Source organism: Pseudorhodobacter antarcticus, assembly GCF_900110135.1.
Taxonomy (GTDB): Bacteria; Pseudomonadota; Alphaproteobacteria; order Rhodobacterales; family Rhodobacteraceae; genus Pseudorhodobacter; species Pseudorhodobacter antarcticus.
On sequence record NZ_FOCO01000012.1, the window covers coordinates 61,397 to 78,237 of the forward strand.

At 61.2% G+C, this 16,841-nt stretch carries 14 protein-coding genes; 6 read left to right on the forward strand and 8 right to left on the reverse strand.

From position 1 onward, the window contains the following. Positions 1-50: 50 nt before the first annotated feature. From murJ to BMY36_RS08190, 3 genes are read right to left on the reverse strand one after another with little or no spacing between them, the layout of a single operon-like run. Entirely contained in the window at positions 51-1,598 is a 1,548-nt protein-coding gene (murJ, locus tag BMY36_RS08180) for a murein biosynthesis integral membrane protein MurJ (RefSeq protein WP_050518619.1), read from the reverse strand. Then, positions 1,595-4,435 (reverse strand): [protein-PII] uridylyltransferase, encoded by a 2,841-nt coding sequence (locus tag BMY36_RS08185; protein WP_082224767.1) that lies wholly within the window; start codon positions 4,433-4,435, stop codon positions 1,595-1,597. The genes murJ and BMY36_RS08185 overlap by 4 nt, the downstream gene beginning before the upstream one ends. A gap of 22 nt (positions 4,436-4,457) precedes the next feature. After that, positions 4,458-5,654, reverse strand: a complete 1,197-nt coding sequence (locus tag BMY36_RS08190; protein ID WP_050518618.1) for a penicillin-binding protein activator — start codon at positions 5,652-5,654, stop codon at positions 4,458-4,460. Positions 5,655-5,741: 87 nt separating this feature from the next. On the opposite strand from BMY36_RS08190, the gene rsmI reads away from it, so the two are divergent. The 3 genes from rsmI to gshB all read left to right on the forward strand — a co-directional run bounded on the left by rsmI (position 5,742) and on the right by gshB (position 8,017). Then, positions 5,742-6,662 (forward strand): 16S rRNA (cytidine(1402)-2'-O)-methyltransferase, encoded by a 921-nt coding sequence (gene rsmI, locus BMY36_RS08195; RefSeq protein ID WP_082224762.1) that lies wholly within the window; start codon positions 5,742-5,744, stop codon positions 6,660-6,662. Then, positions 6,659-7,012 carry a YraN family protein gene (locus BMY36_RS08200; protein WP_050518617.1) on the forward strand — a complete coding sequence of 118 codons (354 nt, stop codon included), beginning with the start codon at positions 6,659-6,661 and terminating at the stop codon, positions 7,010-7,012. The genes rsmI and BMY36_RS08200 overlap by 4 nt, the downstream gene beginning before the upstream one ends. A gap of 63 nt (positions 7,013-7,075) precedes the next feature. Further along, positions 7,076-8,017, forward strand: coding sequence for a glutathione synthase (gene gshB / locus BMY36_RS08205; RefSeq protein WP_050518616.1), 942 nt, complete (start codon positions 7,076-7,078; stop codon positions 8,015-8,017). Between the two features lie 31 nt (positions 8,018-8,048). On the opposite strand, the gene BMY36_RS08210 is transcribed toward gshB, so the two are convergent. The 4 genes from BMY36_RS08210 to cobU form a co-directional block, all read right to left on the reverse strand. Then, positions 8,049-9,566 carry a YifB family Mg chelatase-like AAA ATPase gene (locus BMY36_RS08210; protein ID WP_050518615.1) on the reverse strand — a complete coding sequence of 506 codons (1,518 nt, stop codon included), beginning with the start codon at positions 9,564-9,566 and terminating at the stop codon, positions 8,049-8,051. Positions 9,567-9,631: 65 nt separating this feature from the next. Beyond that, on the reverse strand, positions 9,632-10,495 hold the full coding sequence (locus tag BMY36_RS08215; protein ID WP_050518614.1) for a glutathione S-transferase: 864 nt from the start codon (positions 10,493-10,495) through the stop codon (positions 9,632-9,634). 109 nt (positions 10,496-10,604) lie between these two features. Further along, positions 10,605-11,162 (reverse strand): histidine phosphatase family protein, encoded by a 558-nt coding sequence (locus BMY36_RS08220; protein WP_074818596.1) that lies wholly within the window; start codon positions 11,160-11,162, stop codon positions 10,605-10,607. Further along, on the reverse strand, positions 11,159-11,692 hold the full coding sequence (gene cobU / locus BMY36_RS08225) for a bifunctional adenosylcobinamide kinase/adenosylcobinamide-phosphate guanylyltransferase (RefSeq protein ID WP_050518612.1): 534 nt from the start codon (positions 11,690-11,692) through the stop codon (positions 11,159-11,161). Before cobU ends, BMY36_RS08220 begins: the two co-directional genes overlap by 4 nt. A gap of 73 nt (positions 11,693-11,765) precedes the next feature. Here cobU and BMY36_RS08230 point away from each other — a divergent pair, with 73 nt between their 5' ends. Genes BMY36_RS08230 through coaBC form a run of 3 tightly spaced genes read left to right on the forward strand, consistent with a single transcriptional unit; the run spans position 11,766 to position 14,733 of the window. Further along, positions 11,766-12,641, forward strand: a complete 876-nt coding sequence (locus BMY36_RS08230; RefSeq protein WP_050518611.1) for an RNA polymerase factor sigma-32 — start codon at positions 11,766-11,768, stop codon at positions 12,639-12,641. Next, entirely contained in the window at positions 12,641-13,474 is an 834-nt protein-coding gene (locus tag BMY36_RS08235; RefSeq protein ID WP_082224761.1) for a ChaN family lipoprotein, read from the forward strand. The genes BMY36_RS08230 and BMY36_RS08235 overlap by 1 nt, the downstream gene beginning before the upstream one ends. Positions 13,475-13,533: 59 nt before the next feature. Further along, positions 13,534-14,733, forward strand: a complete 1,200-nt coding sequence (coaBC, locus tag BMY36_RS08240; RefSeq protein WP_050518610.1) for a bifunctional phosphopantothenoylcysteine decarboxylase/phosphopantothenate--cysteine ligase CoaBC — start codon at positions 13,534-13,536, stop codon at positions 14,731-14,733. 46 nt (positions 14,734-14,779) lie between these two features. On the opposite strand, the gene BMY36_RS08245 is transcribed toward coaBC, so the two are convergent. Further along, complete coding sequence (locus BMY36_RS08245; RefSeq protein WP_050518609.1) at positions 14,780-16,822, reverse strand: AsmA family protein; 2,043 nt, start codon at positions 16,820-16,822, stop codon at positions 14,780-14,782. Positions 16,823-16,841: the final 19 nt, after the last annotated feature.

Here is a 16,841-nt window from a genome sequence, read left to right on the forward strand (position 1 = left end):
TTTGGGGGATGCCGGATTTAGGTATTTAAGCCAAGATGAAGAGGGAAGGATTAGCCCCGCTTACGGCGCAGTGCATTGGCGAAATCTGACAGGTGAAACGCGCCGAGCGCATTGCCAAAGCCGAAATAGCTGACAATCCCGGTCAACAGCAAGACCACCAGCGCGCCATAGCGCCAAACCGGGGTGGCCAGCGGCAAATCCAACAGCTGCGCCATGCCAAACAGGCAGGCCCCCATCAGCAGCGCCGCCGCAATAATGCGCGGGGCGCGGTGGCGCAAGCGGTCGTCAAACCGCGCTTCAATCCCCATCGACCGCGCGCCCCACCACAGCTGCGCCATCATCACCCAAGCGGAAATTGTGGTGGCCCAAGCCGCCGCCGCAAAGCCGATCAGGGGCAGCAAAGCCACTGCCAGCGCCAGATTGACGACCATCGCAAGGGCTGCGTAATGAAAGGGGCGGCGCGTATCCTCGCGGGCATAGTACAGTGGTTGCAGCACTTTTTGCATCACGAAGGCGGGCAGGCCGAGGCCGTAAATCGCGAGGGCCAGCGCCGTGGGGGTGGTATCGGCGGCGGTGAACGCGCCACGTTCAAACAGAACCGAAATCAGCGGCCCCGCGATCACCACCAGCGCCACCGCCGATGGCACGGTCAGCGCCAGCGCAAATTCGGTGCCGCGGTTAAAGCTGTCTTGGCCGCCTGCGCTGTCATTGGCGCGCAAGCGGCGCGACAGGTCGGGCAGCAACACGGTGCCAATCGCAATGCCCACCACGCCCAAAGGCAGTTGGTACAAACGGTCGGCATAGGTCAACCACGCCACCGCCCCTTCGGTGAAACTGGCGACTTGGCGGCCGACCAACAGGTTGATCTGCACCACGCCGCCCGCCAGCACCGCAGGCGCTGCGATCACCGCCAACCTGCGCAATTCCGGGGTCATGCGTGGCATCCGGGGGATGATCGTGAACCCGGCCTTTTTCGCCCACCACCAGGCAAAGGCGAATTGCGCCACCCCTGTCAATGGCACGGTCCAAGCCAGCGTTAGCCCCATATCCCAGCCCGCCCATGCTGCCAAAAGCATGGCCGCGATGAAGATGAGGTTTAGCAGAACCGGGACAAAGGACGCCTCGGTGAACCGCCCCAGCGTGGTGAGAACGCCCGACAGAAGGGCGACGAGTGAGATAAACAGAATATAGGAAAACGCGATGCGCCCAAATGTCACCGCCAAATCAAACCGCGCGTCGCCCACAAACCCCGACGCCATCGCCCACACCAGCCATGGCATCAAAACCGTGCCCAGAATGGTGAACACCACCAAAATCGCGCCAAGGGCCGAAAACGCATCTTGTGCGAACCCTTTTGCATCCTCGCCCGCCTCCAGCTTTTTGGCGAACAACGGCACGAAGGCCATGTTGAACGCCCCTTCGGCAAAGAAACGGCGAAACATGTTGGGCAGGGAGAACGCGATCAAAAACGCCTCGGCCACGGGGCCGGTGCCCAGATAGGCCGCCATCATCACGTCGCGCACAAACCCCACGCCCCGACTGGCCAACGTCCACCCCCCCACGGTCAGAAAACTGCTGACCAAACGGATCGGCTTCATGCTTTTGCCCTTTCGGCGCCGTCGGTAATGGCTTGGCGCAGTTTGCGCTCCAGCGCCTCTTGCTTGGATTTCGTGTGCAATTTCAAGCCGAACATGTCCTTGACGTAAAAACTGTCCACCACCTGCGCGCCGAATGTCGCGATCACGGCGCTGGCGATATAGATGTTGTTGGCCGCCAAGGTCCGCGTCAAATCATACAGCAGGCCGGGGCGGTCGCGGGTGTCCACCTCGATGATTGAGTAAATCTCTGACCCCTCATTGTCAAAGGTGATGTGGGTGGGAAAGCGAAACTCGCGTTCACGCTTTTTCACGCGGTCGCGGTCGGCCATGGCATCGCGCGTCACCACCTCACCGCGCAGGGTTTTGCCAATCATCGACCGCATGCGCGGCAGCCGCGAGGTTTCATACGGTTTGCCATCGGCGTCTTGGACCCAAAACACCGCCGTCGCCCACCCATCCTTTGATGTATAGGTCCGCGCATCGACCACGTTCGCGCCCACCAACGCCAGCGCCCCCGCCAGCCGCGAGAAGATGCCCGGATGATCGGCCAGCGCAAAGGCCGCGCGCGTGGCGTCGCGGTCTGCATCAGGGTGCAGATCAATGCGAATTTCGTCATCGGTAATATCGGTCAACAGTTGCGCAAACACCGCTTGGGTGTTGGTCGGCAAGCCTTGCCAATAAGGCGGATAATGCCGCGCCAACTCCATCCGCAGCGCCTTGGCATCCCAGCCCACCAACGCCTCACGCAGCAGCTTTTTCGCCGCATCCGCGCGGTTTTCGCGGTTCAGGGTTTCCAACCCCCCTTCAAGCGCTGTGGTGGTATCGCGGTAAAGTTGCCGCAGCAGCATCGCTTTCCAATTGTTCCATGTGCCGGGGCCAACACCGCGAATATCGCACACGGTCAACACACACAGCAAATCCAACCGCTTGCGGGTTTTCACCAATTTCGCAAAATCGCGCACCGTGCGCGGGTCGCTTAAATCCCGTTTTTGCGCCACATCTGACATCAACAGATGATAGCGCACCAGCCATTCCACCGTCTCACATTCCTCGGCGTTCAGCCCCAGCTTTGGGCATACTTTGCGCGCGATTTGTGCGCCCAAAATCGCATGATCCTCGGGGCGGCCCTTGCCAATATCATGCAACAGCATTGCCACATACAACACCTTGCGGCTGACCCCGGCTTTCAAAATGCTGGAGGCGACGGGCAATTCCTCCACCAACTCCTCCCGCTCAATCTGGGCGAGGTTGGAGATGCATTGGATCGTATGCTCATCCACCGTGTAGTGGTGGTACACGTTGAACTGCATCATCGCCACGATCGCTTCAAATTCGGGGATAATGGCGGACAACACCCCCAATTCATTCATCCGGCGCAGCGCGCGGTCGGGGTTGCCGTGCTTTAACAACAGGTCCAGAAAAATCCGCACGGTTTCGCGGTCGGCGCGCAGATCATCATTAATCAAATGCAGGTTGGCCGCAATCGCGCGCATTGCGGTGGGGTGAATAAGCAGGCCTGTGCGCAGCGCCTCTTCAAATATCCGTAGCAGGTTCAGGGGGTTGGCGGTAAAATCGGCCCCATCCCCAAACACGATGCGGCCTTGTTCTTGTGCAAACCCATGTTTCAGTTTTTTGCGGCGGCGAAACAGCCCGATCAAGGCGGGTTCGGATTTGGCGTGCCGCGCCTCCAACTGGGTCAAAAAGATGCGGGTCAATTCGCCCACGCGCGTGGCATGGCGAAAATAATCTTGCATGAAATATTCCACCGCGCGCCGTCCGGCCGTGTCCGCATATCCCATGCGCGCCGCCACCTCGACCTGCATATCAAAGGTCAATTGGTCCATCGGGCGCTTGGTGATGTAATGCAAATGGCAGCGCACATCCCATAGGAAATTTTCCGCCACGGCAAAGATGTCATATTCATCTTGGGTCAACAGCCCGGCACCAACCAATCCGCTGGCCGATTGCACTTCATGCAGGTATTTGCCAATCCAATAAAGGGTTTGCAGGTCGCGCAAGCCGCCTTTGGCCTCTTTCACATTGGGTTCCAGCACATAACGCTGGCCCCCTTGGCGCTTGTGGCGCTCCGCGCGCTCGGCCAGCTTGGCCTCAATAAATTCGGGGCCGGTTTTGCGGAACAGTTCCGACCACAGGCGTGTGCGTAGATCGCGGGCAAGGGGTTCATCCCCCGCCAAAAAACGGCGTTCCAGCAAAGCGGTGCGAATGGTAATATCGGTCCGCGCCAAACGGATACAATCTTTGATCGTGCGGGTGGCGTGACCCACCTTCAGTTTCAGGTCCCACAGCATATACAGCATGGATTCGATGACCGATTCCGCCCAAGGCGTCACCTTGTAGGGGGTCAAAAACAGCAGGTCGACATCCGATTGTGGGGCCATTTCAGCCCGCCCATAGCCGCCAACGGCCACCACGGCCATCCGCTCCGCCTCGGTTGGGGTGGCAAGGGGGTGCAGGTCTTGTGATGCCACGGCAAAGGCGATGCTAACGATGCGGTCGGTCAGCCAGGCCTGCGCGCGGATCAGGGCGCGTGCATTGTGCGGATCGCGTGCAAAAGCCGCCTCCAGCGCCGCGCTGGCATGGGCGCGGCCGGCGGCCAAATGGCGCACCACAATGCCGCGCGCCTCGCGCCCGATGGCCAGCGGATCGGCGGCAATATCGGCGCGGATATGCGCCAGCAGGGCAGGGGCATCCAGCAAGTCGCTTGGCGGCAACAGTAAATCGTCGAACGACAGGTGGGGCAGGCTGGGAAAGGGAATACCCGCCGAAGGGGCGGCGGGTATTTCTTGGGCCGCAGATGTGCGGGGCATCGGGGTCATATCCGTTCCAAAAAAGGCCGGATCAGAACCCGGCACCGCCAAAGCTGCGGGGGGCGGCGTCGATGATCACTATTTGATTGTTGCGAATTTGCGCAATCGCCAACCCGCGTTCGTTGGTGCCATCGCCGCGCAACCGGAAAATGCCATTGACGCCAACAAAGCCAGAACTCTGCGTCAAACCCTGCGTATTCAGCGGCGTACCACGTTTCACCAGCGCACCAATGGCGGCAATCCCGTCATAGGCCAGCCCTGCAATCGGATGCGGTGGGGTGCCATAGACGGTTTGGAACCGCGCTTGGAACCGCTGATACAAGGCGGGGTCTGGCAGCGCAAACCAGCCACCCTGCACACCCGGCAAGCCCGTGGTTTCCGCCGGAATATCCCAGCGCGTTAGGCCAATGAACTGCGCCACCGACGGATCAATCCGGTTGTCGCGCAACATTTGCGTCAACATCGGCAGGGCGCCCGCGGTGTCGGCGGTCATAAACACCGCCTCGGCCCCTGTCGCACGCACTTGGTTGGCAATTTCGGGGGCCGCTTTGGCAATACCGTTTTGCGAAAACTCGTACCCCACGCGCGCAACGATCGACCCGCCCGCACTGGCGATGCCGCGCTCAATCGCCACGCGACCAATTTCACCCGCAGGCGTGCGGTCGTTGACAATCATGATCTTGCGCTTGTTTTGGCCCACGGCATAGGTGGCCAAACGGTTGGCGGTGTTCTGAAAGGTTGGCCCCAGAACGAAAACATTGCCCCCCGCGATGTCGGTGTTGTTGGAAAATGACAACACATTGATGCCGCGCGCCGACACAGCCACGCCCGCCGCATTGGCGTTTTGTGCAAAAACAGGGCCCAGAATAATTGCAGCACCCTCGTCCGCCGCCTTGATCGCCGCCGCCTGGGCCCCGGCAGGTTTGCCCCCGGTGCTGTACACGCGCAAGACGATCTGCGTGCTGCCCAGATCGGCAATCGCCAGCTTGGCCGCGTTTTCCAGCGACCGCGCCAAAACATCATCCCCCGCCGACCCGGACCCGCTTGGCACCAAAAGGGCAACCTGCACAGGCCCCGAATTGGCCGCCGCGGGTCCAGTACCACCGCCAGGGGGAATCGGCTGACAAGCAGCCAAAGCCAACCCGGCCACGACAAAACCCACACGGCCTCCCAGACGGGTCCCCAAATGGATCAATGACTTGCGGGCGGTTTTGAATAACGACAACATAGGGGTCCCTCGTTTACGGTGGCACAGCAGCGGGGTTAACCCTATGCGTTTCAGAATGTGAAGTAAACTTTGGAAGGGAGGATCGCCATGTGTTCCGACACCCCCACGCGCGATGATGCCGAAAACGCTGATGCGCCTGCCCACCGCCCTGATCCGCGCCCTTTGGCGGCTGGGCTTTATTTCGTGTCCACCCCCATCGGGGCCGCGCGCGATATCACCTTGCGCGCCCTTGATATTTTGGCAAAAGCTGATGTGCTGGCGGCCGAAGATACAAGGACTTTGAAACACCTGATGGAGATCCACGGCGTGCCTTTGGGCGACCGCCATGTTTTCGCCTATCATGACCACAATGGCGAAGCGATGCGGCCCAAATTGCTGCGCGCGCTGGCAGACGGCAAATCCATCGCCTATGCCTCCGAAGCAGGCACACCCCTGATCGCCGATCCGGGCTTTCAATTGGGGCGGGCGGCGATTGCCGATGGGCACACAGTGCTGTCCGCACCCGGCGCATCAGCGGTGCTGGCGGCGCTGACAGTGTCGGGCCTGCCCAGTGATCGGTTTTTGTTTGCAGGCTTTGCGCCCACCCAAGCAGGCGCTCGCAAACGGATGCTGGCAGAGGTAAAAAATATCCCTGCCACCTTGATATTTTACGAATCCCCCAAAAGGATTCACCGGATTTTAACAGAATTGGCGGAACACTGGGGCAGCGACCGCCAAGCCGTTGTCTGCCGCGAGTTGACCAAACGATATGAAGAAGTGTCGCGCGGCACGCTTGGCGATTTGGCTACGGCATTTGACGGGCGTGCTGTCAAAGGGGAAATTGTGTTGTTGGTTGCGCGGGCGGTGTCTGAAAAACCCGACGAACAAACCATCGAGGATCGGCTGCGTCTGCATTTGGCAGATAAATCGGTCAAGGATGCGGCGGCGATTGTGGCAGCGGATTTGGCGCTGCCCAGGCGCGATGTGTATCAACTGGCGTTGAAATTGGCGCAGGAGGATGAAGAATGAGCGGATTGGTGTCTTATCACGCGGGCCTAGCTGCAGAGGCGGCCGTGGCACGCCATTATGCGGATGCAGGTCGGGTTTTGGCCGCGACGCGGTGGCGCGGGCGTTCGGGTGAAATTGATCTGGTGATGCGCGAAGGTGCGGCAGTTGTTTTTATTGAAGTGAAAAAGGCTGCGACCCATGCGGAGGCCGCATTGCGCCTGACATCGCGCCAAATGGCCCGCATTTATGCATCGGCCTCTGAATTTTTGGCGGGCGAACCCGCAGGCCAAAACACCGAAAGTCGGTTTGACGTGGCTTTGGTCGATTCCTACGGTCGCATTGAAGTTGTCGAAAACGCATTTATGGGGTGAAGAAATCTTGTGAAGCTGTGTCGCTTGCGGCAAGGAAGGGGCATGGAATGAAAAGGATGTGCCATGGGCCTGAAAGTTGCTTTGCAAATGGATCCGATCGGGTCTGTAAATATTGACGCCGACAGCACTTTTCGGATCGCGCTGGAGGCGCAAGCCCGGGGCCATTCGCTGTTTTTCTACACGCCCGACAAATTGGCCTATCGCGAAGGTAGGGTTGTTGCGCGCGGGTTTTCCATCACGTTGCGGCGCGAAAAGGGCAATCATGTCAGCTATGAAGCGGAGGTTGAGGTGGACTTGTCCACGTTTGACGTTGTTTGGCTACGCCAAGATCCGCCATTTGATATGGGATACATCACCTCTACCCATCTTTTGGACATGATCCACCCCAAAACCCTTGTGGTGAATGATCCATTCTGGGTCCGCAATTTCCCTGAAAAACTATTGGTTCTGCGTTTTCCCGATCTGACCCCACCGACCATGATCGCGCGGGATTTGGACATGATCCGTGCCTTCAAGGCCCAACATTCCGACATCATCCTGAAGCCGCTGTATGGCAATGGCGGCGCAGGCGTTTTCCGCTTGGGCCCCGATGACCGCAATCTGTCCTCGTTGCATGAGCTGTTTTCCAGCATCAACCGAGAGCCTTTGATCGCCCAAAAATTTCTGCCCGCCGTATCCAAAGGCGACAAGCGCGTGATTTTGGTGAATGGTGCGCCTGTGGGCGCCATCAACCGGGTGCCGCAGGCGGGTGAAACGCGGTCCAACATGCATGTGGGTGGCCGCGCCGAAAAGGTGGATTTGACCCCACGCGATCTGGAAATTTGCGCCGCCATCGGCCCCACCTTGCGTGACAATGGTCAGATTTTCGTTGGCATCGATGTGATCGGCGATTGGTTGACCGAAATCAACGTGACATCTCCGACGGGGATACAGGAGTTGGAGCGGTTTGACGGCACGAACACTGCCGCCAAAATCTGGGAGGTGATTGAGAAAAAGCGCGCTTGATCCGGGGTTTTCGCCGTACAAACGCCTTCCATCAGGTCTCGCGCAGTCCAATTGCCAGCCGAAAGCTGACCGCCTCGGCCACATGTGGGCTGCGCACATCCGCCGAATGGTCAAGGTCAGCAATCGTGCGCGCCACCCGCAGCACCCGGTGATAGCCGCGCGCCGACAGGCCAAACCGTTCGGCAACCCGGTTCAGCAACGCTTTGCCCTCTGCGTCCGGCGTGGCGATCGCGTCCAGCAGCGCGCCTTCGGCCTCTGCGTTCACCCGCACCCCCGGGGCATCCGCAAAGCGTTTGCTTTGCACCCCGCGCGCCGCCGCAACCCGTGCTGCAATAATTGCCGAACTTTCGCCCGTGCTGGGCAGGTCAAGGTCGGTATAGCCGACCGGGGGCACCTCCACCCGCAGATCAAAACGGTCCATCAACGGCCCTGATATCCGGCCCAGATATTCCTCTCCGCACAGGGGCACCCTTGCACAAGCGCGGGTAGGGTCCGCCAAATACCCGCATTTACAAGGGTTTGCAGCCGCAATCAGCAAGAAACGGCAAGGATATTTGATATGCGCATTGGCCCGCGCCACCACCACTTCGCCCGTCTCAATCGGTTGGCGCAGGGTTTCCAGCACCGCGCGCGGAAACTCTGGAAATTCGTCCATGAACAAAACCCCGTTATGCGCCAGGCTGATCTGCCCCGGTTTTGCCCCCCGACCGCCCCCCACAATCGCCGCCATCGACGCGGTGTGATGCGGTTCACAAAAGGGCCGCGCGCGCGAAATGCCACCTTCGGTCAGAACCCCCGCCAGCGACAGAATCATCGATGTTTCCAGCGCCTCCACCGCCGAAAGCGGCGGCAAAATACTGGGCAATCGTGCCGCCAACATGGATTTACCCGACCCCGGCGACCCCACCATCAGCAAATGATGTCGCCCCGCCGCCGCAATTTCCATCGCTCGTTTGGCCCGTTCTTGCCCCTTCACATCCGCCATGTCACGGCCGTGCGGCTGGGCTGGCACCTCTCCCGGTTCGGCGGGCGCAATGGGGGCGGCCCCGGTATAATGGCGGATCACTTGGTCCAAACTGTCTGCCGCCAGCACTTGGGCCGCCCCAACCCAGGCCGCTTCGGGCCCACAAGCGCGCGGGCACAACAAGCTGCGGTCGGCTTCTGCCGCGGCCATTGCTGCGGGCAGCGCGCCAATCACCGCAATCAGCCGCCCATCCAGCGACAATTCTCCCAGCGCCACGGTGTTTTCCACCGCATCGCGCGGAATAATCTCCAGCGCCGCCAACAAGGCCAGCGCAATCGGCAAATCGAAATGCGACCCCTCTTTGGGCAAATCGGCGGGCGACAAGTTCACAGTGATTCGTTTGGAGGGCAGGGCGATCGACATCGCCCCCAGCGCCGCCCGCACCCGTTCGCGCGCCTCCGACACGGCCTTGTCGGGCAGGCCCACGATGCCAAAATGCGGCAGGCCTGGGGATAATGCGCATTGCACCTCCACCAGCCGTGCCTCCACCCCTTCAAACGCAACCGTAAAGGCCCGCGCCACCATAACCGCACTCCCGTTAACCTTGATTAACATCTAGCCGGGCAATGGTTTACGAAGTGTAAACGGCTTTACGAATTATACAGCGCCATAAACTGCGGCCACGCGCCCGGATCGGCTAAAGTTTTGTCGCGGCAAAAGGCGTTGCAAAACCCCCAAACCCGGTCGCCATAGGCCATGAAATGGGTGACGGGATCGCCCGAATAAGGGCAAGCGGTATTGACCGATGGACCCTTTGCCAACGCGCCCGCCACGCCCGCACCCGGCCAATCACGGCGCGGATAATCGCGAAAATAATTGGCCTGATCTGCGCCGTCAGCATGGCCCATCGCGCGCCAACGGCGAAACGACGGATGCGCCAAATGCGCCGCGACATAGGACTGCGCCTGCGTCCCCACGCCCAAATTATACCCCGCAATCCGTGCGGCAACTGGCGCGTAAAACGCATCCGCCGCGCTGTAAGCCCCACACAGCCACGCCCCGTTCCCGGTCTGCGCGCGCGCCCAATCCCACAGGGTTTCCAGCCGCGCCAGATCATCCAGCACCGCTTGCGGGGCCGCGCAATTGGCGTAACTGACCCGCAGGTTCATTGGGCAATAATTGCGCAGCGCGCCAAACCCCGCATGCATTTCCGTCATCAAAACCCGCACCACCGCCCGCGCTTTTGGGTCAGCGGGCAGCAGCCCCGCGCCCGGGTGGCGGCTTGCCAACTCCTCTGCCATCGCCAAGCTGTCGGGCACCACAGCCCCGTCCGGGCAGCGCATCACAGGCACCGTGCGCGCGGGCACAAACTGCGCCAACACTGCTGGCAATTCATCGGTATAAAGCCGCGCCGATTGGGTTTTGACGGGGATGCCAAAGGCATCAAACAACAGCCAGCCTCGCAGGCTCCAACTGGAATAAGCGCGGTCGCCGATGGCAAGGGTATAGGTCATATGCGGCGTCCTTTGATGGGGTTTCGCACAGATTATCCGCGCCAAACCCACAACACAAACCCGCATTTGCCCCGCCAGCGCTTAAACACCAGCGCTTACAAACCAACGCTTACAAAATCCTGTTGATCGCCCCCGTCCGCCACGCGCCGTCAAACACCACTTCGGTCACTGACAAATTATCAATCTTTTGCGCAAACGCTTGATAGGCACTGATCCCCAGCGCCCGCTGCACTTGCGTCAAAATCACGCCAAAATGGGCGACCACAATCACCTCAGGATGCACCAACAACCGATCAACCGCGCCATTCACCCGCGCTGAAACGGCATCCCAACTTTCGCCATCCGGTGGGGCCACGCTGCCCGGCTCCTCCCAATAAGCGCGAATATGCGCTTGATCTTTTACATCATCAAAGCGCTGTAACTCCCACGCACCAAAGTGAATTTCGCGCAAATCGGGATCATGCGGCAACCGCGACCTGCCGCCTTGAATGGCATCTGCCGTGGCCGCAGCCCGGATCAAGGTCGATGACACCACAGGCGCATCCGGCAAATAATCCGACAGCCGCGCCAAGGCCGCCACGTCCGATAAATCCGCGGGCAGGTCCGACCAGCCGACCATAGATTTCGCATGCGTTGGCCCGTGGCGGACCCAGAAAAACCGCGTCACAGCGCCCCCTTCAACACCAAGGGCAGCCCCGAAATCACCGCGACCACCAGCCCCGCCTGCGCCGACAGCCGCTGGTTCAACCGCCCTTGGGCATCGCGAAACCGCCGCGCCAGCGCATTATCTGGCACAATCGACCAACCCAGCTCATTCGTGACCACAACCACGGGGGCCGCACAGCCCGCCAGCGCCGCCATAAACCCGTCCATCTCGGCGTCCATATCCGCTTGCGCCAGCATCGTATTGGTCAGCCACATCGTCGCGCAATCCAACAGCGCCACCTCTTTGGGGCCCACCTCCGCCAGCGCCGCCGAAATATCGCGCGGCGCCTCCACCAGTCGCCAATCCGGCCCTCGGTCCACCCGGTGCGCGTCCACCTTCACCCGCATTTCCGCATCCCAAACTTGCGCGGTGGCCACATACACCCGCGCGCGCCCCGACCCCACGACCAACCCTTCGGCAAACCCCGATTTGCCCGATTTCGCGCCCCCCGTCACCAGCGTTAGGGGGGGCAAGATTTTTTGCAGCATCATTATGATCCAATCGCAACCGGGACGCGTAATTAATTTAAACGAAACGAATAGAGCAACGGCCAAGGGGGAAACGATGGCACAAGCAGGATATAGCGACCAAACCATGTCCCGCCAAGCGATGAAGGCGGAACTTCTTGATGCTGAAACCGAATTGCGCCTTGCCTATGCGTGGCGCGATCAGCGCGATGAGGCGGCGCTGCACCGCCTGATCACCGCCTACATGCGCTTGGCCATCTCCATGGCGTCAAAATTCCGCCGCTACGGCGCGCCCATGAACGACCTTATCCAAGAGGCGTCTTTGGGCTTGATGAAGGCCGCCGATAAATTTGACCCTGACCGCGGCGTGCGCTTTTCCACCTATGCTGTCTGGTGGATTAAGGCGAGCATCCAGGAATACGTGATGCGCAACTGGTCCATGGTCCGCACCGGCTCCACCAGCAGCCAAAAAGCCTTGTTTTTCAACTTGCGCCGCGTGCAGGCAAAGCTGGAACGTGAGGCGACGCAGCGCGGCGAAACGCTGGATGCGCACCAGTTGCGTGCCAAAGTGGCGCTGGAAATCGGCGTCCCCTTGCACGATGTCGAAATGATGGACGGTCGCTTGTCTGGCTCCGACTACTCCCTTAATGCCACCCAATCGTCCGAGGATGAAGGTCGCGAATGGATTGACGCGCTGGAAGATGACAGCGCCCAAGCCGCCGATGTGATCGAAGACAGCCACGACCGCGCCCATTTACGCACCTGGTTGGTCAAGGCAATGGTCGATCTGAATCCGCGCGAACGCTTCATCATCACAGAACGCAAGCTGCGCGACGAAGGGCGCACGTTGGAAAGCCTTGGCATCGAGCTGGGCCTGTCCAAAGAACGCGTTCGCCAGCTGGAGGCGGCAGCTTTTACCAAACTGCGCCGCAGCCTTGAAACCGGCACGCGTGAGGTGCATCACTTCCTGTGATGCGCGTTTCTCCTTTCAAAACCGCCGCCCCGTTTTGCGCAGCCCTTTTGGGCTGTGCAGGGGCGGCACACGCCGATCTGGTGACGCTGGATGATTTGCCCACAGCGCCCCCCGCCCAAATCCTGATTTTGGGCGAAATCCATGACAACCCCAACCACCATGAAACCCAAGCTGCCTTGGTGCAGCGGTGGCATCCCACAGCACTGGTGTTTGAAATGCTAACCCCCGCGCAGGCGGCAGCGATCGGTGACACGCCCCGCGACAACGCCGCGCGAATGGCTGAAATGACGGGCTGGGCCACCTCTGGCTGGCCCGATTATGCGTTGTACCACCCCATTTTCGCGGCCTCTGGCACCGCTGAAGTCTATGGCGCAGCCCTTGACCGCGTCGATGTGCGCCGTGCCATGACCGATGGGGCAGGGGCCGTTTTTGGCCCCGATGCCGCCCTCTACGGCCTTGCCAGCCCTTTGCCCGCGCCCGAACAGGCGCTGCGCGAGACCGATCAAATGACCGCCCATTGTAACGCCCTACCGCCCGAAATGCTGCCCGGCATGGTCGCCGCCCAACGCCTGCGCGACGCCGCTTTTGCCCGCACCGCCTTGCAAGCCTTGGAAAAAACCGGCGGTCCCGTGGTGGTCATCACAGGCTCCGGCCACGCCGACCGCGCGCGCGGCATCCCCGCAGCCCTTGGCATTGCCGCCCCCGCAATCACCGCATTTTCCTTGGGCCAAGTCGAAGGCGACCCCGGCCCCGATGCCCCCTTTGACGCGTGGATCGTCACCGCCCCCACCCCGCGCGACGACCCTTGCGCGGCCTTCACCAAAACCCCTTAACGAAACCCGTTCACCTCCCCCCCCAAACCCGCTAACATGCCCCAAACAAGGGGGCTAAAATGCTGTCAAACAAGCGTATTTTGTTGGTGATCGGCGGTGGCATCGCCGCGTTCAAATCGCTGGACCTTATCCGCCGCCTGCGCGAACAAGGCGCATCGGTGGCCCCGGTCCTCACCCGCGCGGGCGAACAATTTGTCACCCCCCTTTCGGTCGCGGCGCTGTCCGGCGCAAAACTGCACCGCGATTTGTTTGATCTGACCGAGGAGGCGGAGATGGGCCACATCCAACTCTCTCGCTCGGCTGATCTGATCGTGGTCGCCCCCGCCACCGCCGATCTGATGGCCAAAATGGCCACGGGCCGCGCCGATGATCTCGCCTCCACCCTGCTGCTCGCCACCGACACGCCTGTGCTTATCGCGCCCGCGATGAATGTGCGCATGTGGCAACACGCCGCCACCCAGCGCAACATCGCCACCCTGCGCGCCGATGGCATCGCGTTTGTGGGTCCAAATGATGGCGATATGGCTTGCGGCGAACACGGCCCCGGCCGCATGGCCGAACCGGCGGAGATTTTGGCGGCGATCAAAACCGCCCTCACCGCCGGGCCGCTGGCGGGCAAACACATCCTCGTCACCTCCGGTCCCACCCACGAACCGATTGATCCCGTGCGCTATATTGCCAACCGTTCCTCGGGTGCGCAGGGCACCGCCTTGGCCGCCGCCCTGCGCGATCTGGGGGCAAATGTCACCTTCATCACGGGCCCGGCCAGCGTGCCTGCCCCCACAGGCGTCACCGTGGTCCGCGTCGAAACCGCCGTTCAAATGCTGGCCGCCGTGCAATCGGCATTGCCCGCCGATGCCGCCATTTTTGTCGCCGCCGTGGCCGATTGGCGCGTCGCCAACGCCGCCGCGTCAAAACTGAAAAAGGATGGGTCCGGCAAGGCGCCACCGTTGGAATTCACCGAAAACCCCGACATTCTTGCGACTCTGTCCAAAATGGGGGCAGGGCGGCCCACCCTTGTCGTGGGCTTTGCCGCCGAAACCGATAACGTCCTTGCCCACGCCACTGCCAAACGCCTGCGCAAAGGCTGCGATTGGATTGTCGCCAACGATGTCTCTCCCGAAAGGGGCATCATGGGCGGCACGGAAAACGCCGTCACCCTGATCACCGATGCCGGCAGCGATGTGTGGCCGCGCCTACCAAAATCACAGGTGGCCCGGCGTTTGGCCGCAAAAATCGCCGACACGCTGCGCGGATGATTTGAACGGATTGAGGCCTGCCCAACCGTCCGTCAATTGCCGCCCGTCAATTCCCGCCCAACAACTTGCGCAAGGCGCGCGCCGCTTCCGCCTCCAGCGCGTCTTGGGCGCGGCGCTTGGCGGCATCTTCCAGCCGCTCGCCTTCCAAACGCTGGATGCCCAATTCTGCTTCCAGCTTGGCCTTCACCCGGTCCTCTTCCGCCCGCGCTTTAACCTTCAACTTCTCTTTTTCTTCGGCAAGGTTCTGGTCAATCAACGCTTGCATATCCAGCCTGAACTTTGGCTGCGCCCAAGGCCCCGAAATCACCACGGGCACCGTCACACCGCCCGTCCCATCGCTGCCCGCCAGCGCGGTTCCCGTCAACCGATACGCCACATCGCGCGCCCCGATGCCAACTTGCCCCGCCCCCGTGGCCGCGATATAGGGCGCGCCAAGCCGCAGGTCGTCATTGAACAACACGCCGTTTTGCAGCGTAAACGACCCCGTGATCGCATCAAAAATCGTTTTCTGCCCCGCGCCAACATATCCCGCATCCAGCGCGCGCAGCATCCCCAACAGGTCCAACCCCAGCAGCTCGCCCTTGCCAAACCGCAGCGTGCCACTGCCCGACAGCGAATTCATAATGCCCGATATGCTGTTGCCAACGCCCAAAAACTTCACGCCAATGTCGCCCGTGCCAATCAATCGGTCAAACTTGGCCACATCTTGCAACAAAGGCTGCATCGCAATCCCGGCCAAGGTCAAATCGCCACCAACCGACAAACCGCCCCGCCCATTGATCACGAAATTGCCCGTCACATTGCCGCCATAGGCCTGCAATTGGCGTGCTTCAATCACCATCCGCGCCCGGTCCAACGTGACCAGCAGCCGGGTTTGGTTCACCGATGCCCGTCCAAAATCAATGCTATCTGCCGACAGAGCCACCGCAGCATCCATGCCCGCCAGCGCGCTTACGTCGATCACATCGCGCGACCATCCCGGCGCAGGGGCCGCAGCAACGCCGCCGCCACCCCCACCACCAGCGCCCGTATTCCCCCCCGCCAATGCCGCAAAATCCAGCGCCCCCGCTGTCATCTTTGCAGTCACTTTGGGGCGCGCACCGCCAAACGTCAGGTCAAAATCACCGTTCAGGCGGTTGGCGTCCAACTGCACCGTCGCCCCCCGCAAATGCACGGACCCGGCAGATGCGATGGTCAGCGCGCCCGACACTTGCCGCACCGTCGCGCCCAAGCCTTGCGGCAGCACTGGTGCGGTCTGTCCCGCGATGCCAGCTAGGGCCGCAAGATCGGCCAAATCCGCCGTCAACGCACCTTCGGCAACCACAGGGGCCAATCCCATCCGGCCGTCAAATTCAAACGTCGACCCGCCCACATTCGCGCGCAAGGTGGTGTCGCTCAAATCACCCGCTGCAAACGCCTTGAACGCGGCCACGCGCCCGTCCATCGCCACACGAACCCCCTCTTTCACCGCCGACAGGGTGAACGTCGCCGGACCCGCCGCATCGGGCAGCCGCACTTGTGCTGCGATATTGCGCAAATCCACGCGCGTGCCCGTGGCATGGTCGATAAACAGCAGCGATCCGTCCTTGATCATCCCTTCGTCCAACGTAATAACTTGCGCGCGCGCCGTGTCCGCGCCTGTTGGGGCCGGGCTTGCCGCACCCGCACCCGCGCCACCGCCCGGCACGGTGTCCCAATTGTCCACCCCGTCCTTGCCGCGCTCCAAAATAATCTGGGGCCGGATCGCCTCAATCTTGGTGATTTTGATGTCGCCGCCAAACAGCGCGGCCATTTCCACCCCAATCGTCAGCCCTTCGGCCTCCAGCATGGGCCCCGCGCGCGACCAATCGGCATTGGCAATCCGCACCAACCCGGTTTTAACCCCCAGCACGGGCCACACCGTGGGGCTTACCTCGCCCTCCACCGTCAAAACCCGCCCGGTTGCTTTGAAAAACTGCGCAGCGGCGACCTGCGCCACCTTTTGGGATGGGATTAAAAACACCCCCGCCACCATAACCACGATCAGCATCACCAGACCCGACCCGATCCGCACAATCCACCGCATGCTGCCACCCCCATCGTTTTTCATGGGAATCCTACGCACTGAC